The following is a 23,294-nucleotide window of genomic DNA, read 5'->3' on the forward strand; positions in this document are numbered from 1 at the left end:
TGTTCATTTGAGCAACAACGACCCATGAATCGTTTTTCTGAAGGCGCAATGGAATAACTTCACGCGGGATGCGTTATCCCTTAGAGTCTCGTAACGAGACTACTTGAACTTGCTAATGCACAGTTCGACGTTTAGCAGGACGGAAGCCTTTATGACTGCAGAGATATCCAACAACCCGATAACGAAAATCGGAAGATACCGCATCACTGGCGAACTCGGGCGGGGCGGCATGGGCATTGTTTACCAAGGCGAAGACCGATTGATCGGTCGGCGCGTTGCCATCAAGACCCTGACGGAAGTCACGCCGGAATTGCGCGAACGCTTTTACCTTGAAGCTAAATCGGGGATTCTAAGTCATCCAAACATCGTCACCGTGTATGAGTTGGGTGAGCACGAAGAAAGCCCGTTCATCGCAATGGAGTTCATTGAGGGCGATTCTCTTGAGAAGCTCTTACGTGCGCAGAAGCGCCTATCGTTGTTGGAGGCGCTTTCCATTGTAGAGCAGATTTGCGCCGGGCTAGGCTATGCGCACGGGCATGGCGTAGTCCATCGTGATGTGAAGCCAGCAAACATCCTCGTGCGCCCCGATGGGCGAGTGACGATCGTCGATTTTGGAATTGCACGTCTGGCCGATCAAACTAAGCAACTCACAAAGACCGATACGCTGCTCGGAACTTTCCACTACATTGCGCCGGAACGCCTGAAAGGCGAAGCCAGCGATGGAAAGGCCGATATTTGGTCGTTAGGTGTGATGCTTTACGAGATGCTTACCGGCGAGTTGCCGTTTAAAGGTAGAGATGTTTCCGCGTTGTATCGTGTGATCCACGAGCCGTATGTGCCGCTTGCGGAACATATACAGGACATGCCAGACGATCTCAGCCGCGTTCTCGATAAGGCATTGGCGAAACAGCTTGACGCACGGTATGCAACCGCAGAGGAGATGGCCTTCGATCTCCATGTGCTTGCACAAGGTCTGAAGCACGATCGAGTTGGATCGTTGCTCGAAACAGCTCGACGGCTGACGGAACAAAGCCAATTCGCCAGTGCGCGAACGGTATTGTTACAGGCGCAACGGATCGACCCGGTCAATGGCGATACCAAGTCACTCTTGAGTGATGTGCAAGATCGACTCAGTCACTTGCACCGAGGCGAACAACTACGCCAGCACATCGAGCAGGTGCAGGATGCTGAAAGCGGCCGGCGTTGGAGCGACGCGGTCGTATTGCTTCTGCAGGCTCAGAAATTGGATACGGAAAACACATTCAATCTGGACGAACGACTGCAAATTGCAAAAGACGAGAGGAGCCAGCAGCAGAGGGTATTGGAGCTATGGAAACAGGCTGATGACGCGCGCCATTTCGGCGACCTGACGGGGGCGCGGGATTACTTGGGTCAGGCTTTACAAATTGATGGCCGCAATACCGAGCTCCAGAATGCATATTCGGATTTACAGCGCGAGCTGAAGAGACACCAGCAACAGCGACGCTTTGACGAACTGCTGCAGACTGCTCGAGAAGAGAACGGAAGACAGCGTTGCACAGAGGCGATCTCGCTTCTGCGCGAGGCAGCCGAGATCGATCCAGTGCACCCTGAAGTCCAGGACCTACTCATTTCTGCGACGGCCCGACAGACGGAGGGAACGCGACAGAAGGGGTTGGATACCACCGACTCAAACAGCCAGAATCCGCTCGGCTCGAAAGACTCAGATTCAGCGGGAAATCACGAGACCCGACTATTAGAGACATTGCCCGCGGACGGATTACCACATCAGCTTACGTCCGAGGTCGAAGACAAGAAGCGAAGGGTCGATATCGAGCAAGAAGTTACCGCGTTGGTCAGCAATCTTGGGCTGGTCCAAAATGCTAACGATGGCGCCGATCCAACGAAGCTGTTGAAGATACCGCAGCAACCGCACGATCAAGCACAAGGCGAAAGCGACCTAACCCTCCAGTTTTCGGAGGCACTGCTAAAGGCACAGCTGGGCGAGGCTCCAAGTGTTCGTCAGGAGCTTCGCGCGGAGCAGGATAAACCTGTCGCTAACGCAATGGAAGAGATCCAGACAGCCATCAACGTAGCCGTCACTGCTTGCGACGAAGCAATGGCCGCAAGAAACTTTGACCACTGTTTGCATTTGCTGGACGATTTGGAAAAACAATACCCCGGTAACAGTCTGGTCGCCGCTGCGAGAATGACATGCGAATCGAAACGTGGACAGAAGGTAAAGCAATTACTTCAAGAAGCCATTCAGATGGCGCAGCAGCAACTGGCGCAGAATTCCGCCAAACGAGCTGAAGAAACGTTGAGAGAGGTGGAGGGCGCCTTGCCGTACGTTACTCTGGACGTCCGTAATGACTGGAAGCGGCTGAACGTTAAGTGCGAGACCTCCTTGCGCGCGAAGTCTCCAGCTCCGGTCAGCAACGTTCCTGTGAAGGGAGGCAAGGTCAGATTGTATGCCATGGTATTTGCTATGGCCTCGGCGCTAATTGTAGTCGGTGCAATTTCATATCGGCGATATGAAACGCCTGCTCAGCCTGATCCGGTGGCCGTTAGTGAATCAGCATCTACACCTACAGCACCTACAGCACCTACTGCGCCTGTTGCAAGTTCGACAGATATGGAGATCAACGTTTCCCCTTGGGCAAAGGTGGTGAGCGTTCAAGATAAATCTGGTAAGAACATCGTCCTGCCTGAGGGAGACACAACTACGCCTCTGCGATTAGAGGCAGTCGCTAGTGGTATTTACGAGGTTACATTTGCCGGTCCTGACAACAAACAACATACTGTGGAATGCAGAGTGTCCCCAAACGAGCACCTATGTTCAGTTGATATCGGATCGCCAAGTTTAAAGCACGCTCTGACGGGAGAAAAATCATGAAACTTCGATGGAGCGGAATACTACTTCTGACCACAACAGCGATAATGGCGCAGACCCCGAATCCGGACAAGAGCGCCGACCAACTTCGGGATATTGCCACGAGTGCGAAGAATTCCGGTGACCTGCTGGCCGAGGCCAACTATCTTTGCCAGGCGGCTGCTCTCGATAACAAGAAGTACGACAAGAAGTGCGCCAGAGCAAAAGAAGATGTCAACAAAACGCTCGGACAATTTAAGGCAGACCTCGACACTGCTCGTATGGAAATACAGCAAAGAAACTATGGCGGAGCACTGCGCGATCTCGAGAAGATCACTTTCGGGCCCAACAAGGCTGAAGCTAAGGAGCTGATCCAACTCGCCCGGATTGCAAGCAATGGAGGTGCTCCAGTTGATCTTGTCAGCTATGAAGCTTTCAAGCTTGCTCGCGCAGCCTATTTTCGTAATGACTTCGACGCGGCGCAATCCGAAGCAAAACTCATTCAGTCTCCCCCTCTCCAGAATGCTACCAACAAGCTGTTGACAAACATTAGCATTTACCGCGATATGGTGAAGCAGGCAGAGGCCTTGGCTCGTAGCGGCGACTGGAAGGGCGCAGAGCAAAAGTATCAGTTTGCAATACTCATTAAGCAAGATGGCCCAGGCCAGCCACAGGATCGCTTACGCGAAGCGCAAGCGGCGGAAGCACAAGCCGCAAACGCGAAGCCTGTTCCACCGGCGCCGCAGCCCATTCCCGTTCAGCCGCAAACCCTAAGCAAAGCAACGCCATCTCCAAAGACGAGCAACGATCAAGGGAAGGGCAAGATGTCGCCAAATTCTGCTTCGCATGAACAAAAGCAAGTTCTTGGGAAAGATGAGCAACGACTACTGAAATCCTCACAGGTAACGGCACGAAAAGTTGAAGATGACTCCGGCGACAAAACCTCGCCAGTATATATAAAGCAAGATCCCGAAGAGATGACGAAGAGCCTAACACAGGGAGTAACGGATTTTTACGCATCGCATTTTTCGCACGCCGATGACGCAATCGAAGTGTACCTACAAGGCGGTGGAGCCCAATATGCTGGTGCAGCTCATTTCTATCTGGGAGCATCGCTTCTCATGCAGGCTCTCCTGACTTCTCCGAAAGATGGCCCCCGCACCGAATCACTTCGTGAACAGGCGCGGGCGGAGTTTGCTACCGCTAAACTACTGCACTACAAGCCCGTGGAGTCGGCTGTATCGCCAAAGGTGTTGGGTGAGTGGACACAGATAGGTAATCAGCAATGATGGATCAGCGGGATAAAAAGGGAGATATGCAAGAGCAAGGCCTCGAGTTGAATCATTTAGCAGCAACCAAAACGACATTGCGAATGGAGGTTGCGGCACTCTCAGACGTGGGCTATCGGCGGTCGAATAATGAAGATAGCTTTGGATACGACTCAGAAACGAATATCTTTGTTGTTTGTGATGGAATGGGAGGGCTGGCAGCCGGCGAAATTGCAAGTGATAAGGCGGTCGACCTTACACTAAAAACCTACAATGACTTAACCAGTCAGGAAATAAATACGGAACAACGACTTCGTTCCGCTATAGACAGCGCCAACGAGACGGTGTGGAACATGGCCCAGCAAGACTACAAGCTCCGAGGTATGGGAACTACCCTCGTCGCGGCAGCCATGCTCGAAAATAAGGTGATTATTGGCAATGTTGGTGATAGCCGAGCCTACTTCCTCAGAGATGGTGATTGTGTACAGATCACGGAAGATCACTCATACATAGCAGAACAGCTGCGTCGTGGAGGACCCATTATTAGTGATGAAGCATCTCAGCGACTAAGACAATTCATCACCAGAGCGGTGGGGGTGCATCCGAACGTAGAGCCCGACTTCTTCGCCCTCGACCTGAAACCGGCCGATATGATCCTGCTAACAACTGATGGTCTGACACGTTATGCCGATGCGAACAAGCTTGCGCACCATATATATATGCATTCCAACATAGAAGACATTTGTCGAGGACTGATCGCTATAGCTCACGAGGGCGGTGCGGAAGACAACATAACCTGTATGCTTTTGCGTTTCTCTTGAGGTGAGTAGGCGGGGAAGCGCAAGGCCCACCCAATTTGTGTGGGCCTTGCCGATTGAGAAATGCTGTCTTTGTAATCGCCGCTTTTCGCGAAAAATTTTGTCATCTTATGTGACTTTTTACGTGTTTGAGAAGTCATCGGCTATTCTAAGTTGCTTGGCAGCTAGATCGATATTGACTGTTCAGGTCAGAGTAGCTGCTTCCGTTAAGCCCTTCTGGCGACCTCATACCGCAGGCATTTTCAAACACAACACCCGAAGTCCATCTGCACCGGATCAACAGGGAAAAGCTCATTCCGCACGTTACAACTGTTCGATGCGATTTTCTAATCACAGTGCACCATACATTGGTGAGCGCTATTCGAGCAGCATCTTGGGAAGCGAGGTATTGGACGACTAGCCACGCTCACAAGAGCGAGGCGCGACGATTTAGGAATATTCCGGTACATCGCGGAATAAATCAGTCGTGACGGTGTTCTAGTTTCAAGAGGCCAGCCCGTTCTCCACTTAAATGCTTGCTGGCCGGTCGTCACGGAAGGTGTAACTATGTTTCTTGATGTATCACTCGATATACTTCTCACGCCAGCTCCGCAGCCTCTAGGAAATATCGACCCTTCTCGAGACATCGAGAGGGATCGAAAAACATCTGATAAAGCTTTGTCTCCTTATGTCAAACGATTGGGGATGACTGCGTTGGTCATCGTCGTTGCGTGTATGGCGCAAGCCTCTATCGGCCAAACAGCGAAAGAGTCGATCGATGTGCCTCCTCACTCCAGACTGCTACTGCAGGCCGTTGGAAGTGGAGATCAAGTCTATGGCTGCGTCAATGGCCATTGGACATTGAAGACCCCGGATGCCAAGCTCCTCAATCAGGAGGGAGCTGTGATTGGGCGACACTTTGCAGGTCCTACGTGGCAACTTAATGACGGTAGCTGGGTAAAAGGAAAGGCCGTTGCCCAACAGGTTGCTCCCGATGCGACCGCAGTGCCGTGGTTGTTGCTTGAGTCGGTCGGTGGTGCCGGAAGACTAGGGACGGTGCGATTTATCCAACGTACCGGGACGCAAGGTGGGAATGCACCTGACGGTAGTTGTAGCCAGAGCGCGGTGCGCAGAGTTCCTTACACGGCGACATATTCTTTCTTTGAAGCGGGGCAATGATCAAATAATTGCGCACATAGCTAGAGGGGCCCAAGGCATCGGCAACGGCCTCTATCCTGAGTCAGATTTCGAGAATACGTCAAAGCAAACGACGGGAACGAAACAGTCCTTGACCATCACCATTCCACGCCATAAGTGCCTGGTCGCTGCACACCTCCCCATAGAGCGACGAGTCTGCATCTCTCGCTTGAACCTAGAAAAGGAAACCGTCATGTCTTCGACCTCCTATGAACTTCAGTCTCTCGAACTCCTGCCCGGCGATCTACTCCGTCCCTTTGGCACCTTTGAAGAGCTCTTCTGCCTCGACCAGGACTTTCCCACTAATGGTGCACTTGCGGCCCAAATCCGCTCCGCATCATGTCGCCCGCTGAGATCCGTGACATTCTCGGTCTGAATGATCAATGCATGGTCTCCTTCGCCGGCGGTGAGATTTCGATCGCGCCGCGGGGCTCGATGGCATTCTGGGATCTCGCGCGGTTCGCGAAATATGGCCTCTCTGCCGTCAAGAGCACAGAGAATATCTCGAGGATGATCGATCTCCAATCCGCAGCCGTCTCCTCGGACTTCACCGTTGAACAGGCGTCTCAACTCAAGCGAAGCGCGTTCAACGCACAGGTCATGTTCTCCAATCTCGGACGAATCCCATTCGACAGCACTTCGGTCCCTTAAAGCTCGAGACCCTCTGGGCACCAGTTGCACTCCGTGGCATCGAAGGAGAGGAGACCCTCGGAGCAGTTTCCGTCAACGGCTCGCTGCACCTCACGCACACCAGCCCCGCACCAATTCCCGGGCTGCTCGCGGGTATAAAAGAAGAACTCAGCAAAGCCTGCGCGATCTAACCCAATTTCCAAATTTGGCATTGGGAGCAGATTCGAGCCAACTTTCATAGAAAATTTCAAGGAAGGAGTCCCTTAACATGAGCTGGCCATCAACGGGGCAGAAAGTTCGCTTATTACTACAGCGGCGTCAGGAACGAGAATAAGAGCATGCACAACCTTGGGAAGTGGTGCAATACGAGAAGCATTGGCTAGCTTACCTATGAGTAGCAACGGCAAATCCAGTAAGGCAATAAGAACAACCAGATACTGTGCTACCAGTTTCGGGTGACATGCCACTGAGATGCCTCTATGATGCCGATCGTGTTATCGGGAAAATTCAACGCCGCAGCCTCAGCGGCGGATCACTTTTCACAAAGTACATCTGTTCAGCGAACGGATAGAGTTAGCCCTCACGATGCAGGTGGCGCTCTATCTTAAATTGCTCCGATTCACCCATTGAAACAATGGTAGCCCGAATAGATTTAAGTTCTGCGGGCAGTATGAAGGCGACCATCTCACTGCTCCACTGTTAAATAATAAATATCGAACTTAATTTCGTATCTTCCTGAGAGGAATAAATTCCGAGGGGTAGCGTTCTTACACATAGAAGGCAACCGTTACAGAACAAGGATAAATAGGGTAACAAGAAAATGAATAAGTTACTTCCAATTACTACAACGCTCGCACTTTTTGTGTTTTTGATCCCCATAATACTGCGAGCACAAACCTAAATATGGCCTCACAAGCGATCTCCCCTGCAAGAAAGATTAAGCGGATTAATTTTTCCATTCGTAATGATGGCCAACAGGTACTTCACCTGATTATGGAGAATCGTCTTATCCAGATTGCGCCGCATGAGTTAGTGAATCTAGCACTGCCCTTGGGCTCCGGGGTGACGTCTGCAGCTACCGAGGGGGCTCATCAAGCTGGCAAGATGATGACGATGATCTCGGACTCGCTCAGTGGAACCACAATCGCAGTCGACTAGGTAGTTCAGATCGACCTTACTTCTCTCTATAACTCCCCAAACTTTCTGCCCCGCCCTCCAGATAAAAAACTTTCGTCCTTTTGGCTTTTTTTGGAATAAATCTCTCGTTTCCACCTTCTGTACGCCAGAGCGTTTTGTAATACGCTGCTATGCGTTCTCACAAATGTAGTACGAAATATCATTTAGGAGCGACTATGACACACCGTCTCATCAAGCTGAAACTACAAGGAAACACAGTCCAGCACTATCATCTCGCGACTGGGTCTCGCAAGCATACGGCGAAACGCCTCTTCTTCGCTGCAGTCGCTGCGCTTGCTTCTCTCCCTGCCGTCGCACAGATAAGCTCTTACACCCAGACGAACATCGTCTCGGACGGCTCTGCCCAGGCAAGTAAGACGGACCCCAACTTGGTCAACCCGTGGGGTATTGCGATCGGAAAAGCGTTTTGGATTGACTCTCCGGGCAGTGGTTTTTCGTTGATCGATGATGCACAGGGCAATCAGCAATTTACCGTGGCTGTCCCCCCGGCAATCTCGAGCTCCGCGCACGGCATGCCGACCGGTGTGGTCTTTAATACAAACACAACGGTATTCCCGATACCCAAAAGCACCGCCTCCCAATTCATCTTTGCCACGCTGGATGGAACCATTGCAGCATGGAACTCAACCACACCCCAAGCTGTCACGGTCGTGAATAATTCCTCCGCGAAGGCCGTCTACACCGGCATCGCGATCGAAACCAACGCAAAGGGGACGTTCCTTCTCGCAGCCAATCAGATCACAGGCGGCGGAATCGATGTCTTTGATAGCAACTTCGGCCCGGCAAAACTTCAGGGAAGCTTCGCCGACCCATCCCTTCCGAGTGGATTCTCCCCCTTCTCCGTGCATGTGATCTCTGAGAATGTCTACGTCGCTTACACCCAAATTGACCCCGCAACAGGCAAAAGGATTCTAGGAGCGGGTCTGGGCTTCCTTGACATTTTTGATACGAATGGCAATCTGCTTAAGCGAGCGATCAGTCAAGGCAACCTGAACGCACCGTGGGGAGTAGCCATTGCCCCTGCGGGCTTTGGCAGCTTTGGCGGTGATCTCTTGGTGGGCAACTTCGGCGATGGTGTCATCAACGTCTTTGATCCAAACAATTTTGCACTCAAGGGACAGTTGCAGGACGCTAAGGGCAACGTCATCACCAATAGCGGATTGTGGGAGATTATTTTCGGGGCCAATAATGTTGGCGATCCCAACACCCTGTTCTTCTCCGCAGGCATCAACGCAACCAAAGGAGGCTTGTTTGGATCGATTACCGTCGCTGCCCCTCCTGCCGGCAACCCTGATTTTGCGCTCCAATCCGCCACGGCGGCCCTGACCGTCCAGAACGGGCAAGCGGGAACACTAAGTATCTCTCTCACCGGAAAAAACGGCTTTAGTGGGCCGGTAACCCTATCCTGCTCCGGCCTGCCCACTGGAGATAGCTGCACCTTTAGCCCTTCTACGATCAATCTCTCAGGCACCGCGGCCACAAACGTCACGGTCTCCATCGCGACCGCGACTACATCAGCAGCGGCGCATCCATTCTTTCCCGGAACAGGAATAACGATGGCCCTGGCTGGCCCGATTGGTATGCTCGCCCTCTACGGGCTAAGCCGTCGTTCTACAGTTCTTCGCGGAGCGACCCTCGCTTTAACCCTCGCACTGGTCTCAACTGCAGTAATTGGATGCAGTTCCTCAGCCTCGTCGAACAAAGACCAGGGACAAACCGACCCAAGTGCCCCAGTCACCACCAATATCATGATCAATGCCGCGGCTGGAACCACCACGCATAGCATCCCAGTTGCACTCACAGTCGACTAGAGTCGCAACACCACGATCTTTGGACGGATGACATTATCCGGTCCAAAGATGGTGGCACTTATTCCTGTCTTGGTGAGTCCTGCGTGACGATGCTCTGAAAGAGTCGGATCAATGATGGAATGTTCGACCCTGCCTCAGTCATCGTTTCGTCACTGTTTTATACTTCGCTCCGAAGTTCCGCTGGTTCAAGCTCCTTCATTTCCATAAGCGTCCATCTTACTGGCCTGCCCGATGTTTTGTACCGGTGAGGAGTTAGTGTAGCGCGTTTATTGAAGGGCCTAGTTTTCCTGTACCAAGCCTAGAGTTAGTCCCGGCCGGTTTAGGTTGCAGCCAGATCGCGGCTAGCCGCGATCTGGCTGGCGAACTCGCTTGGTGTCCTGTCATCGAGAGATGCGTGAGGACGGCTCTCATTATATTCCCGCCTCCAGGCTTCGATGAGCTTCCTTGCCTCTTTCAGATCCAGGAACCAGTGGGTGTCGAGGCACTCTGAGCGGAAGGTCCCATTGAAGCTCTCCACGAACGCGTTGTCAGTCGGTTTGCCCGGTCGGGAGAAGTCAATCTTCACACCATTCCGATAGGCCCATAGGTCCATCGCCTGGCTGGTGAACTCACTGCCGTTGTCACAGAACAGCACCTTTGGAACGGCGCGTTCGAGCTTCACTCGATTCAACACTCGTACCACATCGTCTCCTTTCAAGCTTTGTCCAGCTTCGATTGCCACCGCCTCTCTGGTATAGACATCGACGATGGTCAACGAGCGGAACTTTGTGCCATCCTGCAGCTGGTCGGCTACGAAGTCCATACTCCAGGCCTGATCCGGGCCGGTTGCCTTCAACCGTTCTTCGCGATGTCGCGCTGCTTTGCGCTTGCCGGCTGGCTTCATCCGCTTCAGAGTCAGGCCTTCTTCCACGTACAACCGATACACCACATACTTACCCACTTCCCAGCCTTCGCGGTTCAACAGTACGCGGATCTTACGGTATCCATAGCGCACTCTTGCCTGAGCGATCTCGCGGATACGCATCCGCAGCTCAGTTCGTGGATCGAGGCAGCTTCGATAGCGGTAGGTCGCTCTTGGAACGCACAGAACACGGTAGGCATGCCGCTCGCTCACCAGATAGCTTTCCACCAGACGCTCCACCATCGGTCCACGCCGCGAAGGCTTCACCATTTTTTTGAGAGAACATCCTGCAGCATCGTCTTATCCAGCGTCAGTTCCGCCACCAGCTGCTTCAGCCGCAGGTTCTCTTCCTGCAGCTGAGCCATTTGACGGACCTGGTCCACTTCCAGACCGGCATACTTCGCCTTCCAGCGGTAGAACGTCTGCTCGCTGATCCCTGCCTTGCGGATCACCTCCGCTACAGGCACTCCAACCTCCGCCTGCTTCAATACTCCGATCATCTGCTCCACACTGAATCGCTTCTTCCGCATCCAAATCCCTCCGCCTTCTCAGGCTAAATTTAGCGGAAACTAACATCTGCTTTGGCTCAGAATTACCGGGGCCCATCATTTGAGACCGCCCCGTTTTACGTGCACCACAAAAGTTAGTCCATACAAGCGCGTTTGAACTAAAGTCATACCCAACGAGGGCACGTTCGCGAGGTTTACGGTAAGGTCATAGGTCAGTGAGAATTGACCGACATGGCTGCCGATTCCCGTGCCGCTTAGGGCGACCAGTGCTGTAGGAGGCGGCACAAACCCTGTGTCGGTTTCCTGCGCAATGAACGTTGTTGCACAGTTGCAATGAAGGCCGTTGTGACACACCAACGCTCAGTTGAGCATACATGGAGGAGAAACCATGAGTCCCATTACCGTATGCGACGACAGGATCGCGCCGTCAGCGAGCATCAGGAATCGAGCAGCACGGATTTTCCATGCGCTGACCCGGCCCGTAGCGCTTTTGAAGTCGTGCGCAGCACTTGCGATGTGCAGCACTACCGGATGCCTCCATCCGAAGATTGGTCCCCAGTCGCTTCCAATCGATCGTGCTGCATACAGTGCCTCGCTTTCCGATTCCTGGAAAGAACAGGCGCTGTTAAACATCGTCAAGATCCGATATGTCGATCCGCCAGTCTTTGTCGACGTGGGCAGTATCGTCGCCAGCTATACGCTGACGCAAAACGCAACTGCGGGCGGCACTATTCCGACGAGTGGAGGAGGCAGCGCCAACGTGGCTGGCTCGCTGGGGCTCTCCAATAGCCCCACCATTGCCTACGCGCCGCTGACAGGCAATGACTATATCAAGGCCTTAAGGGCCCCATTGCCGGTCTCCGTGGTTTTCGCGGCCATCCAGAATGGAATTCCCGCCGATTCGATCTTGCTGTCACTCATCATGTCGATCAACGGTTTGAGAAACCAACGCGTGAGCCTGCAGGGAATTACCCCTGCTGATCTGGAGTTTCATCGAGTCAGGGAACTGATGCAAGAGATTCAGGCATCCGGGGCATTGAGACTGGCGGTCAACGTAAATCCCGACAAGCAAGAGGCAAACCTTCTTACGCTTCGCACAAGAGATATTTCACCCGAAGTTTTGGCTGCTATCAGGGAATTGCGGGGCTTGCTGCACGTGAACCCCGAAGCCACCGAACTCAGACTGGTTTCGGCCCCGTTTGCCTCAAGCGACACTGAGGTTGCCGTGCAGACCCGCTCTATCGTCGAACTGCTGCAGAATGCGGCAGCGCAGGTTGAGGTGCCTTCAGAGGACATTGCCCGGCACCGGGCGGTCCCCGGCTTCGAGACAGGACATGATTTTCCGGGCGTGGTTCCAATGATCCGCGTCCACAGTGCAAAGACGAAACCAGGCGATGCCTTTGTCGCCGTCAATTACCGCCACACCTGGTTCTTCATTAACGATGACGACTTTTTTTCCAAGCGGGCGTTTGCGCAACTGATGGAGCTGTTCACGATGGCAGAGTCGGGTCCTAAAGCGAATCAACCTGTGGTGACCATCCCTGCCCGGTAGCGTTTCCCACAGAATTCTGTCAAGCCCTAAATCGACTAAATCATTCAAAAAACCTGATCCGAGTGACAGGGCTCCTTAGTTCTACTGTGTCGGGCCAAGGTTACTTAGATTGTCATTGGAAACAGCTCCTGTGGCGTTTGCGCACTGGCGCAGGAAGCTGTAGTCAGAAGCAGCAACAGAACATGACGCATTCAATGCTCCCGTACTTCATTTTGGACCGGCGGTTCTTTCTAACAGAAGCCATTGCCTGCTGTCACTATGTGGGAGCCAATGAGCTTTACTGCGGATGCAACAGCAGCGGGGCCGTAGTGAATCTCCTGAAGCGCCCGTGAAGTCGAGTTTCCGGCAAGTTCGATTTGAAGTTTCCGAAAACCCCGTTTTCGAGGAACGGAAATCGGACGTTTAGTTAGGCTCAGTAGAGCACTATTTACTATTGCAACGTCTCGGGGACATTCAGTAGTAAGACCATTCGTGGCGATACAAGGAGGACTGTTCTTGTTGAAAAACGGAATCGATGGGACCAATGCCCAAGCGCAACAATATGGATGTCAGACAGCGCAGGGACTACCTGTCATGATGACGAATTAGGCATTTTGCGATGAGGAGACTCCGGTGAAGAATTCAATCTTGAAAACGGCTGTATTGGTTATACCTGGGACATTTGTGCCTGCCATCGTAAACACTCATAAAATGGAAGCCTGGTTTGGAAGTGTGGCTGTTGGTTTGATCGTGTTTGCCATCATTCCACCGCGCCTGAGTGCGTTGCGGTGCGGCGTCATTCTTACGATTATGGCCGCCAGCTACTTTGCGGTGAAAGTGTTGTCTTGAGGTAGAAAGACGTCATCAGGGGGCCACTATCGCCCCAAATAAACCTGGCCAGCCGGAAACAGAAGGGCTTGCTTCCAATGAAGGCGAGAAGAAGCAAGATCGCAGCGATCGCGACGGTGATGAACATATTCTAGGAATGTCACTTCTCCCCAAAAGTCGGGTTTTGAGCAAGTACACCTGGCCAGAAGGTTCGGGCGTCGAAGTTGCTCAAATGTATGGTCCGCCGTCTGAATGCAAGGGAAAAGTTTATGGATGAAGGAATGTCTGCGTCAATGTATCCGGCCTTTTGGTGGAGATCAGTCTCCTGGCCATGATGAGATACGCCGCGTACCTGTCCTACAAAACCCCTCGGCTGTGGAAGAGCCTATTGAGCAATCAGGTTTCAGGTACGCCGTTTGACTGTTCTTTCATCTTTACTTATCCGGTGCAGACCTCGGTGGGAGAACTTGATCTTGATAGCTACGCTTAGCTAGGCCGCGACTGGCTCTTGAACTGCCCGATAGTCCTGGCCGCTTGACAGCACGGCCCAAGCGATCCTTGCCAGTTTGTTTGCCGTGGCGACGATGAGCACGTTGCGTGGCGCTCTGGCTTCAAGAGCGGTCATCCACGCGCCCATGGCGACGCGGTCTCGCTTCGATCGCAATACGACTGCGCGGGCTCCATGGATGAAGATCTTGCGCAGGTAGTTGTTACCGCGCTTGCTGATACCGAAGAGGCGGGCCTTACCACCGGTCGAGTGCTGTCGTGGCACAAGCCCAAGCCAGGAAGAAAACTCACGCCCCTTATGGAAGGCTGCGCCGTTACCGATCGCGGCTACGATCGCGGTTGCGACCAGCGGGCCAACGCCGGGGATCTGCCTGAGCCGCGTGCATGCCGCATCACTTGAGGCAATCAGCTCCACTTCCTGGTTCAGATCGACCACCCGCTGTTCAAGATCCTTCCACTCGTTCCAAAGTTGAGCCAGCAGGTTCCGCATACGCGGAGTGAGATCTTCCTCGGCGTTCTCGAGGATCTCGGGCATGCGCTCGCGCAGCCTGGCCGGGCTCTTTGCAAATACCAGACCCCGCTCCAGCAGGAAGGCCCGCAGCTGGTTGATGACTGAGGTTCTTCGCGCGATCAAACGATCGCGCACACGATGCAATGCCTGCAGATCCAGCTGGTCGTCCGTCTTGATCGGAACAAATCGCATGTTCTCCCGATCCACAGCCTCAGCAATCGCTTCCGCATCCAGGAAGTCGTTCTTGTTCGACTTCACGAATGGCTTCACGAACTGGGCCGGGATCAGCTTCACATCGTGGCCTTGTTCCCGTAAAAGTACGGCCCAGGAAGTGCGCCCCGGAACAGGCCTCCATCCCAATCAAAGAGGTCTGCAGGTTCGCGGTGAAGGCAATCAACTGCTTCTGGGTAAACTTCTTCTTCAGCAGCACCTTGCAGTTATCGCCAAGAGCCACCGGGTGAAAGGTCGTCTTGCCAAGGTCAATGCCTACGGAACGAATCTCCATGTCGATGATCCTCCTTCAATCTGCCTATAAGATCCTCATCGCCAGATTGAGGTTTAAGCGGCGGACCATCTCAGTAACCCGGGCGGTCTCAACCGGTCGATGCAACACTGGCTTGAAGTTTACTCGCCGGGGTTTCGTGACAGTTCAAAGTTGAATTTGGCGAAAAGTATCGCGGGAAGGTTCGACCTTCTAATCTCCAAGGCGAACCCATAGAGAGCCGGGTGAGCGGAATGCTGATCCCCCCTTCCACGCAACCGGATCCACTAGTTCAATCGAGGAGAAACGCGTCAGCAATGGCGCAGTAGTTGTAGTGGTAGCCATTCTAATCAAAACAGCACCCACGCAAGAATGTTCTCCCATACCTAACGCGAAATTTCCTCTTGACTGCCGCTCAACGATAAGCTCGTTCGGATTGGAATAGCGTTCGGGGTCACGATGGGCTGCGATCATCCGGAGGATGATCTTTTCTCCTCTGCGGATCAGTACATCTCCAATCTGAATATCCGCTGTCGCATAACGACCTAGGGTACGTACCAACCCTGCGTAGCGCATGAGTTCTTCGACTCCAGCTTCTAAAAGATCCGGGTGCTGATGGAGGATGCTCCACTGCGATGGAAACTGTGTAAGAGAGAACCAAGCATTGCCAAGCATGCAAGGAATTGTCTGTGACAAGGCTACAAATGTTGAATCGCGAAGCCCTTCCGGACGAGACTGAAAATGATTCCTTAGTAACTCATCTGCTGGTTTGGCGCTCTTACTTAGCTCTGAATCATATGGCTCGGCTGCACTCGCGGAGACGATGCGTGCTGATGCGTACAGGAGGAGTGCCTCCTCATGAGAGATCGAGGTCACCGTCTCGGCAAGAAACATACAAAGTGGGTCTGCATAGGATGCTAGGAGATCAATTGGCGTGTTGATTGGCAAAGCTTTGACGGCATCCGTTGCTCTCTCAGCTAGAAGCAACCTCCAACCTCTAAGTCTCTCCGGAGAGAGCGACTGCGTGGTATCGGCACGCATCTTGTGATGACTCGCTTTGTCAATCAGCCTTGGTTGCTTTCCCTTTTTTACGCTGCTCGGCCAGAGATCGAAACTGCGGAGGGCGGAATGGATATCGGCATGTCTACTGAATATCCAGGCATCGAGATCTTTGTCAAAATAGGGTGGTTGGGGCTTCGAGGGCGTGCTGAAATCAAGTTCATCATCGGGCCACGCCGGTATTGAAGGGCCTCCATTTAGCTGCGTCATTCAACACTCCTCAACCAGGAAACGTACTATTTCTATCGACACGAGAGAGCTTATCAAAGAATCTTATTTTCGCTACATTCATCCGCCACAAGAGAGTTTTGTATTAACTTAGCCGCCAGGAACCATTTTTCAATGGGTGCCAAGCCCCGTTATCAAACAGTTGAGGTGGCCGATTTCAGGATTGTTCGTTATCAGCGGTACATGCTTGCCTGGGAGGATGCCGCATTTGCGAGGGGCGTTTAGCGAATCTTGAAAACGTTACGTTCATCTCGGATAGCCGCTCGCTTAGTAGCGAGTCTCGAGCAACAGTTCGATCGTTTAGGTTTGGGACTGAAAATAGACAAACCGGTGACAAGATTGTGACATCCGCGACGATCGTGACCGATATCTTGCTGATTATCTGTAGGATTCAAAGGCAACATCTAGGTTGAATACATGAAGCGATTTCGAGAGATTGAAGCGAGAGATCTCAAGACCATCAATCTGAGCCGTGAGATGAATGAGTATGGATATGTGATGATCCGAGGCTTATTATGCCCGGATCATCTGACTCGTCTTTTCGGCGATATCATCTGTCTTCTCGAAGACATGGGTTGGCTCAATTCTGAAAGCGACCCTCTCGAAAGGATCGCCAATATTTCCGCCGCGTGTGCGGAGGGCGACGCACTTTACAAAACCGTCTATGACAGCATCTATAATCTTCAATCATTCCATTCGTTTCCTCACCATGCGCTCCTGCAAGAAACGATGAAGCTCCTTGTAGGCCCTGAGCTTTTCGTCCACCCGAAAACCACAGCAAGACTTATATTTCCGAATTTCGAACACGGAGTGATTCACGCCCATCAAGATCACACGGCGGTTGGCGGAGACGAAGAGAGTTTTACCGCCTGGATACCGCTTCATGATTGCCCTGTGGAACAAGGTCCTCTTCGGGTCATGGAAGGCTCGCATCGGTTCGGCCTTCAGCCGACCACGGTTGAGACCGGCTATATCGTGCAGGGAATGGAGCGCGGAAATGAATGGGTTGGGGGCAACATCAATGCTGGTGATGTGCTCTTTTTTCACAGTCTAACTGTTCATGAAGCCATACCGAATCGGTCGAATTGCCTCAGGATTTCATTGGATTGCAGATTTCAAAACTATCAGCGGCCGGTCGATCCGGCCACCCTTGTCTTCACCGGCAAAAGCAAACGCTCATGGGAAGATGTTTACATCACTTGGACATCGGATGAGTTGAAGTACTACTGGAAGAAGGTTCCTCTAGCACTCAAACCCTCGAGATGCGAGTTGGCGAAGCTTGCGGAAACCGCTGAATCTCCTAGAATGCGTGCTCGTTACGCTCGTATTCTGGAACGGATCGAGGAACAACTGTCCGTCAGAACAACATAGCTCGTTGTGAAATGTCTGTTGTCATTCATGTATTTCCGAGTATGTCTCCCGTGGAGTCAGCCCCAAATCGACCGCAACCCAACGCTAGCTGGCATTGGCTCAAGTATGCTCTGTGGAGCGTGATGGGCTTAGCAACAATCTCCGTCACTTTTTACAGTGAGATACCACTTCTCAGTCAAACCCAAGAACGCGCGCAGCTACATGCACTTCGCTGGATACTGATACCGCATGCCTTCGCAGGACTCCTTGCATTACTAAGCGGACCATTTCAGTTCTCCAATCGCTTGCGCCGACGACGTCGTGACATTCATCGTCTCCTCGGGCGTCTATATGTGGGAGCTGTTCTTGTTGCGGCTCCCTTGGCTATCTTGTCTACAGCTTATGGCCGTTACCCGAAATTGACTTATTTCAAGATTGCGATTGGCATCCAGGGCACGGCATGGATCATCACCACTGTTGTCGCAGTGGTCGCGGCATTCGGCAGACATTTCGCTCTTCATCGCGAGTGGATGATTCGATCTTATGCGGTCACTTTTACTTTTATTGCGACCCGTGTTCTGCAACCAATACCGGCGTGGAATCACCTGGGTCGGGCGGGTTTTGCCACAGCGATCGTCTGTATTACTTTTTTGGCGCTTTTGATTCCGCAGGTCGCCCAATTTCTGCGTCGTTTAGCCTATTGCACGCCTAGCACACACAACCCATCGAGTGCTGAAATTGATCCTTCCGAAACCGCGACATACGAATGACAGGACGATGACAATTTATTTCATTCCAGCCCGTAAGCTTTATTTGCTTTCTGGACCACTGAATTGAAGAGCAGAAAAGGTTCCAGAACTTGAGGCTTTGGTTATCCTTTTCGAAAGGCAGGCTAGAATGACCCCAGATTTGGAAGCATTAAAATCTGCAGAGACGTTCTGGAATGTGGCTGCAGACACCTATGAGCAAAAGTTTTCGGGAACGATTGTTGGGCAAATTAGGCGAAGAGTGACGTGGAGAGAGCTTGAACGTGCCTTTAAACCCGGCGAGTCTGTCTTAGAGCTGAATTGCGGGACGGGCATTGATGCTGTGTACCTCGGCACAAGAAATATCAGTGTCACCGCTTTTGACCTGTCGCCGAAAATGATTGCTTTGGCACGCGACCATGCAAAAGCCATAAATCCTATAAGTCATCCTCGTTTTGAGGTGTTAGCAACAGAGAATCTTGACACGCTGGAGGTAGGTCCGTTCGACGGGGCATTTTCCAATTTCTCTGGCCTGAACTGTGTGGACAACCTTGGGGATGTTTCTCGAGATGTCGCACGGCTCCTTAGACCCCAAGGCAGATTTCTAATTTGCATGATGGGGAGATTTGTACCAGTGGAAATCATTTGGTTCCTCCTACATGGCAAACCGAGACGCGCCTTCTCGCGAATGCTGCCTCGACGATTGAGTGGAGATGGCCCTCTTGTTATACAGCGACCTACAGTGCATCATATTGCTCTCCAGATGCGAACACATTTTCGACTGGTTCAGTGGCGAGGAGCAGGAATCACGGTTCCTCCGTCGTACGCGGAAAAAATGGCTATCCGCATTCCTAGGATAATGGCCATCCTTGCGGTTTTGGATCAACGAGTAGGCCACCTGCCTCTTATAAGGTCGATGGCTGACTGCGTGATTTTAGAGTTTGAGAAAATTTAGGATTGCGAAAATGGATGTCAAACGAGAGATCAGTCGGACTCTGCGCAAGCTTATTCTGGGGGGAACCGACCTTCCGCAGGCTTGTGATATCTCGCTAGATCATCCGCAGATCGAAATCAGCGTGCGTCTGCTTGGCATGGGATTAACTCGCGATGTAACCAATTCACATTCAGTGGCTTGCGCTGTGCCATTCATGTTTTGCATCGGACTTGAACGTTCCGAAATAAATGAACTGGTTACCGGAAGATACTTCACACTCGAGTTTCGCGAAAATCGAGGTCGAGGTAACGTACTTGGCATAATTAAGTTGAAGCTTCAGGCGATCCTGCCGGTCGAATGTCATTGGATTGGCTTGTTTAGAGCGGTTAAATGTCAGAACTACTGCATCCCGAAATATCGCCTTCACGCGCACCGGCTTCTTCTCAGATATAACCAGTGCAAGGGAAGGCGGGCAGGTGAGTTACAAGTATCAACGCTAGACGCTCAATGCAATGCCGTCACATTTATCTGTCCTAGGCCCGTCGTTCTCGTATGTGTCGTTGATGGGCCTCGCGGCAACGTATTTCCAATGAATCTACTAGGGGATCTCGGAGGCAATTATTTTGCATTTGCGCTCAATAGTGAGAGGCAAGCGGCTTCCCTAGTTGAGCGCCTCGGACGACTCACCCTCAGCACGGTCCCCCTAAGTAAATCGTTGATTGTTCGAGAGCTCGGTAAGAATCATTACTTGGATTTGATTCCTTTGGAGGAGGTACCCTTCGCACTACAACAGTCTGGTGGGTTAGACATACCATTTCCGGAATTTGCGATCCGGATTAGGGAATTGCAAGTCCTTGAGGTCCTTCCTCTTGGAAGCCACAATTTCTTCTTGGCTAAAACGGTACGAGAAACAATAAATATGTCTGGACAAGAGTTTCACATGATCCACGGCTTCTATGCAGCTCATCGCAACCTTTCGGGTACGAAGCGTGAACTTATTACCGACGATTCGGGATCTGGAGCAAAGGAGCGCGTCACCGATTCGTAAACCTGTCCACCGCATCAATTCGATGATTGCTCGCAGGTCTTCGCCAAACGTGTCAGACGGACGCCGCGCATTCTCGTCGTAAGCATAGGTGGCGGCGATCACCTCATCGTAGCGCCCACTCAGTAAGGGAAGAGTGACGCTCTCATCGGGTTTGATCGCTTTGAGATCGAGAGCTGGACTCCTGACGATCCAACCCATCTTCACGCAGTAGGAAAGGACCCCCTTGACCTTTTCAAGTCGCCTCCCGGCGGTTGTCTTTCCGATACGATCATCGGGGTGCTTCGCTTTTGGCTTCCACTCGCTCTTCCACTGATCCAATGCATCAGGAGTGATCTGGCTGAGGCGGACGAGTTGGTTCCGGTGAGCCCACGCTCCGATCTGCTTCCCTGCAGTCTGGTATTTGCTGTGGGTATGCTCGTTTTCGGAGTCGCTCTCACTCCTGACGGTGGTGAGCCAACGCTCAAGCGCGTAAGTGATGGTGACTTCGCCCAACTCTTGAGCCTGCTGAAGCTCTTCCAACTCTCTGAGCTTTTGCTTGACCGGGTCCCAACTATCCCTGATTCCCGTGCCTGTTCCTCTGCCTTAGTCCAGGAAAGTGTCTTTGCCGAGATCGTCTTGTTCTTCCCGTCCCTTAGTAAGTAGATGTACTTCACGCACTCGCAACGCTTCAGTGAGGGTCATCCTTCTTCGAGCAGTCCGAGGTGTGGCGGTGTATACCGATACGGTCTGGGTTTTGGCTTGTAGGGAGCGGACATTAAGCGCGGGCATATCTGCAGAGTAGCATTGCCCTCTTGCAGATCTATTGCGGTATCCAGAAGCCAGCCTTAACTAATTGATTCTAAAGTGGTGGCCAGAGACGGGATCGAACCGCCGACGCCGGCCTTTTCAGGGCCGCGCTCTACCACTGAGCTATCTGGCCTTGGCATTGGAGCAAACGCCTCGTTCGGGAATCGCCAAGGACCCCGGGCGTACGTCTGTCGCATCGGCCTTTTCAAGGGAGCTTTATTGCGGGCAAAGCCAGCAACTCAAACGCATTGCAAGTATAGCAACCCAGAGCCATTCTCTCCAAACCCCTTGCCGGCCTTTTCGCGTCGGCTTCCGCGATATCCTTGCCGTAATCGCAATATCAAGGACAATCCATGTTCCGCTCTCTCTCGCGCCTGGCCATAGCTTTGTCTCTCTGTCTTCCTTTTGCCACAAATGCGCAGACTCGATCCAGCGCCTCCGCAAAACCACGCCTTACATCCTCACCAACGTTATCGGAGCAGAAGGCCATTCGTGCATTCAATGTCGCTGCCCAGAATCCGCTGCAGCTCACTGCGTTTCTCACGGACATGCCCAAAGGCGGCGATCTGCACATGCATCTGACGGGAGCCATCTATGCGGAGAGGTTCATCGAGCAAGCGGTCTCAGACGGGCTTTGTTACAGCCCTGCAACGCGGCGCCTCTTCAAGCCCTCCGCCACCACGCGCAGTCTTCCGCCTCAACCCGTGTGCGGAGAAGGGAATCGCCGCGCCGAGGACGCGCTGAAAGATCAGGCGCTCTACGATACCCTCGTCAACGACTTTTCCATGCGCAGCTTTGTTCCCAGCGCAGGCGTGAGCGGTCACGATCAGTTCTTCGCCACCTTCGCTCGTTTCTCTGCTGTCAACCAAAGTCACATCGGTGAATGGCTCGATGAAATCGCTGGCCGAGCCGCGGCACAGAATGAGCAGTATCTCGAGGTCATGCACACCCCCGATTTCCTCGCCGCGGCGAAGCTCGGCTACTCCATCCCATGGCCGTCCACGCCGGCCGATCCCGCGTTCAACCGCACCGGCGACGCCACGGGAACCACCCATGCCGATCTCGCGAAACTCCGCGATCAGCTTCTCGCCGGCGGCCTCCGCGATATGGTGGCCCCCGATCGCCAGGAGTTCGCCGGTGCTCTCGATGCCCGGAACCGCATCGAGCAATGCGGTACGCCTGCAGCCACGCGCGCCTGTGCGGTTAAAATTCGCTTTCTCTACCAGATTCTTCGTGGCTTTCCGCCGCAGCAGGTCTTCGCGCAAACCCTTCTCGGCTTTGAGACCGTTCAGGCCGAGCTCGATTCGGGCCATCCCAATGTCATCGGCATCAACTTCGTGATGCCCGAAGACGGGTATCTCTCCATGTCCGAATATCACCGTCAGATGCTCATGCTCGACTACCTCCACAGTGTCTACCCGCGTGTTCACATCACGCTTCACGCCGGCGAGCTCGCTCCCGGCCTCGTCACTCCGGCAGGGCTGCGCTTCCATATCCGGGAGGCAGTGGAGCTCGGACACGCCGAGCGCATCGGTCACGGCGTCGACATCATGTATGAAGATCTCCCTCAGGCGCTTCTTAAGGAAATAGCCTCCCGTCACATCATGACCGAGATTAATCTCTCCTCAAACGACCTCATCCTTGGCGTCGAAAAGCAATGGCATCCTCTGCCCGTCTATCGGTCTGCTGGAGTTCCCGTTGCGCTCGCCACCGATGACGAGGGCGTCTCGCGCATCAATATCACCCACGAGTACGCTCGCGCTGTGCTCGACTTCCACCTCTCCTATAGCGACCTCAAGCGCATGGCCCGCACCTCGCTCGAGCACAGCTTCCTCTCCGGCTCCAGCCTGTGGGCGCAGCCAGACAGCTTCACCGCAGTCAACCCGGCCTGTGCCTCCCAGAACTTGGGAGCAGACGATCCCTCGCCAAAGTGCACAGCCTTTCTGCAGGCCAACGAAAAAGCCGCAGAGCAGTGGCAGCTCGAGCACCGCTATCAGCTTTTTGAAGGCAGCCAACCATAGGGGCACGTGTCTTTTCTGTCCCTATTCGTTCAGACGTGAGGGAAAAACTTAGGAATCCCCATGAATTTCGATTCCGCGGAAAATGATTTTGTGCCACCGCTCT

General features: G+C 52.9%; 16 protein-coding genes, 1 tRNA gene and 1 pseudogene. 13 read left to right on the plus strand and 5 right to left on the minus strand.

Translation table 11 applies throughout. The annotated features are described in order from the left end of the window. Nucleotides 1–103: 103 nt before the first annotated feature. The 7 genes from BDD14_RS18140 (at nt 104) to BDD14_RS18165 (ending at nt 9,751) form a co-directional block, all read left to right on the plus strand. On the plus strand, nt 104–2,875 hold the full coding sequence (locus tag BDD14_RS18140; RefSeq protein WP_130420038.1) for a serine/threonine protein kinase: 2,772 nt from the start codon (nt 104–106) through the stop codon (nt 2,873–2,875). Then, nucleotides 2,872–4,140: a hypothetical protein gene (locus BDD14_RS18145; RefSeq protein WP_130420039.1), complete on the plus strand. Its 1,269-nt coding sequence runs from the start codon at nt 2,872–2,874 to the stop codon at nt 4,138–4,140. The genes BDD14_RS18140 and BDD14_RS18145 overlap by 4 nt, the downstream gene beginning before the upstream one ends. Continuing rightward, nucleotides 4,137–4,940 (plus strand): PP2C family protein-serine/threonine phosphatase, encoded by an 804-nt coding sequence (locus BDD14_RS18150; RefSeq protein ID WP_130420040.1) that lies wholly within the window; start codon nt 4,137–4,139, stop codon nt 4,938–4,940. The genes BDD14_RS18145 and BDD14_RS18150 overlap by 4 nt, the downstream gene beginning before the upstream one ends. A gap of 543 nt (nt 4,941–5,483) precedes the next feature. After that, nucleotides 5,484–6,095: a DUF3455 domain-containing protein gene (locus BDD14_RS18155; RefSeq protein ID WP_130420041.1), complete on the plus strand. Its 612-nt coding sequence runs from the start codon at nt 5,484–5,486 to the stop codon at nt 6,093–6,095. A 405-nt stretch (nt 6,096–6,500) separates the two neighbouring features. Continuing rightward, nucleotides 6,501–6,764, plus strand: a complete 264-nt coding sequence (locus BDD14_RS18160) for a hypothetical protein (RefSeq protein ID WP_130420042.1) — start codon at nt 6,501–6,503, stop codon at nt 6,762–6,764. A 972-nt stretch (nt 6,765–7,736) separates the two neighbouring features. Next, the gene (locus tag BDD14_RS31905; RefSeq protein ID WP_165420137.1) at nt 7,737–7,901 is read left to right on the plus strand and encodes a hypothetical protein; all 165 of its coding nucleotides are present in this window, start codon (nt 7,737–7,739) and stop codon (nt 7,899–7,901) included. A gap of 194 nt (nt 7,902–8,095) precedes the next feature. Continuing rightward, a complete protein-coding gene (locus tag BDD14_RS18165) occupies nt 8,096–9,751 on the plus strand; it encodes a TIGR03118 family protein (protein WP_130420043.1) in 1,656 nt (551 codons plus the stop codon). 319 nt (nt 9,752–10,070) lie between these two features. Here BDD14_RS18165 and BDD14_RS18170 read toward each other — a convergent pair. Further along, nucleotides 10,071–11,182, minus strand: a protein-coding gene (locus BDD14_RS18170; protein WP_423201759.1) for an IS3 family transposase whose coding sequence is annotated in 2 segments (ribosomal slippage) — nt 10,071–10,921 and nt 10,921–11,182 — 1,113 coding nt in all. Because the reading frame shifts where the segments join, the coding sequence is not laid out codon by codon here. A gap of 367 nt (nt 11,183–11,549) precedes the next feature. Here BDD14_RS18170 and BDD14_RS18175 point away from each other — a divergent pair. Continuing rightward, nucleotides 11,550–12,713, plus strand: a complete 1,164-nt coding sequence (locus BDD14_RS18175; protein WP_130420045.1) for a hypothetical protein — start codon at nt 11,550–11,552, stop codon at nt 12,711–12,713. Between the two features lie 612 nt (nt 12,714–13,325). Further along, nucleotides 13,326–13,541, plus strand: coding sequence for a hypothetical protein (locus BDD14_RS18180; RefSeq protein WP_130420046.1), 216 nt, complete (start codon nt 13,326–13,328; stop codon nt 13,539–13,541). A 469-nt stretch (nt 13,542–14,010) separates the two neighbouring features. Here BDD14_RS18180 and BDD14_RS18185 read toward each other — a convergent pair. Beyond that, nucleotides 14,011–15,043: pseudogene (locus tag BDD14_RS18185) on the minus strand (IS110 family RNA-guided transposase). A gap of 189 nt (nt 15,044–15,232) precedes the next feature. Continuing rightward, nucleotides 15,233–16,288 carry a cytochrome P450 gene (locus BDD14_RS18190; protein WP_130420047.1) on the minus strand — a complete coding sequence of 352 codons (1,056 nt, stop codon included), beginning with the start codon at nt 16,286–16,288 and terminating at the stop codon, nt 15,233–15,235. A gap of 435 nt (nt 16,289–16,723) precedes the next feature. Here BDD14_RS18190 and BDD14_RS18195 point away from each other — a divergent pair, with 435 nt between their 5' ends. From BDD14_RS18195 to BDD14_RS18205, 3 genes are all read left to right on the plus strand, one after another. Then, nucleotides 16,724–17,677, plus strand: a complete 954-nt coding sequence (locus BDD14_RS18195; protein WP_130420048.1) for a phytanoyl-CoA dioxygenase family protein — start codon at nt 16,724–16,726, stop codon at nt 17,675–17,677. 122 nt (nt 17,678–17,799) lie between these two features. Further along, nucleotides 17,800–18,426, plus strand: a complete 627-nt coding sequence (locus BDD14_RS18200; RefSeq protein WP_165420138.1) for a DUF2306 domain-containing protein — start codon at nt 17,800–17,802, stop codon at nt 18,424–18,426. Nucleotides 18,427–18,553: 127 nt separating this feature from the next. After that, on the plus strand, nt 18,554–19,357 hold the full coding sequence (locus tag BDD14_RS18205; protein WP_130420050.1) for a class I SAM-dependent methyltransferase: 804 nt from the start codon (nt 18,554–18,556) through the stop codon (nt 19,355–19,357). A 781-nt stretch (nt 19,358–20,138) separates the two neighbouring features. Here BDD14_RS18205 and BDD14_RS18210 read toward each other — a convergent pair. Further along, nucleotides 20,139–20,903 carry a site-specific integrase gene (locus tag BDD14_RS18210; RefSeq protein ID WP_130420051.1) on the minus strand — a complete coding sequence of 255 codons (765 nt, stop codon included), beginning with the start codon at nt 20,901–20,903 and terminating at the stop codon, nt 20,139–20,141. 325 nt (nt 20,904–21,228) lie between these two features. Beyond that, nucleotides 21,229–21,303 (minus strand) — tRNA-Phe (locus BDD14_RS18215). A gap of 220 nt (nt 21,304–21,523) precedes the next feature. Between BDD14_RS18215 and BDD14_RS18220 the strand changes: the two genes are divergently transcribed. Then, nucleotides 21,524–23,191 carry an adenosine deaminase family protein gene (locus BDD14_RS18220; protein WP_130420052.1) on the plus strand — a complete coding sequence of 556 codons (1,668 nt, stop codon included), beginning with the start codon at nt 21,524–21,526 and terminating at the stop codon, nt 23,189–23,191. Nucleotides 23,192–23,294 lie beyond the last annotated feature (103 nt).

It is taken from the genome of Edaphobacter modestus, assembly GCF_004217555.1.
Classification (GTDB): domain Bacteria; phylum Acidobacteriota; class Terriglobia; order Terriglobales; family Acidobacteriaceae; genus Edaphobacter; species Edaphobacter modestus.

What these genes read in the sequence shown, in the direction of transcription:
- BDD14_RS18205 (WP_130420050.1), top strand. Translation starts at nt 18,554, where the DNA reads ATGACCCCAGATTTGGAAGCATTAAAATCTGCAGAGACGTTCTGGAAT.
- BDD14_RS18200 (WP_165420138.1), top strand. Translation starts at nt 17,800, where the DNA reads ATGGGCTTAGCAACAATCTCCGTCACTTTTTACAGTGAGATACCACTT.
- BDD14_RS18160 (WP_130420042.1), top strand. Translation starts at nt 6,501, where the DNA reads ATGGTCTCCTTCGCCGGCGGTGAGATTTCGATCGCGCCGCGGGGCTCG.
- BDD14_RS31905 (WP_165420137.1), top strand. Translation starts at nt 7,737, where the DNA reads ATGGAGAATCGTCTTATCCAGATTGCGCCGCATGAGTTAGTGAATCTA.
- BDD14_RS18155 (WP_130420041.1), top strand. Translation starts at nt 5,484, where the DNA reads ATGTTTCTTGATGTATCACTCGATATACTTCTCACGCCAGCTCCGCAG.
- BDD14_RS18195 (WP_130420048.1), top strand. Translation starts at nt 16,724, where the DNA reads ATGAAGCGATTTCGAGAGATTGAAGCGAGAGATCTCAAGACCATCAAT.
- BDD14_RS18175 (WP_130420045.1), top strand. Translation starts at nt 11,550, where the DNA reads ATGAGTCCCATTACCGTATGCGACGACAGGATCGCGCCGTCAGCGAGC.
- BDD14_RS18150 (WP_130420040.1), top strand. Translation starts at nt 4,137, where the DNA reads ATGATGGATCAGCGGGATAAAAAGGGAGATATGCAAGAGCAAGGCCTC.
- BDD14_RS18190 (WP_130420047.1), bottom strand. Translation starts at nt 16,288, where the DNA reads ATGACGCAGCTAAATGGAGGCCCTTCAATACCGGCGTGGCCCGATGAT.
- BDD14_RS18145 (WP_130420039.1), top strand. Translation starts at nt 2,872, where the DNA reads ATGAAACTTCGATGGAGCGGAATACTACTTCTGACCACAACAGCGATA.
- BDD14_RS18220 (WP_130420052.1), top strand. Translation starts at nt 21,524, where the DNA reads ATGTTCCGCTCTCTCTCGCGCCTGGCCATAGCTTTGTCTCTCTGTCTT.
- BDD14_RS18165 (WP_130420043.1), top strand. Translation starts at nt 8,096, where the DNA reads ATGACACACCGTCTCATCAAGCTGAAACTACAAGGAAACACAGTCCAG.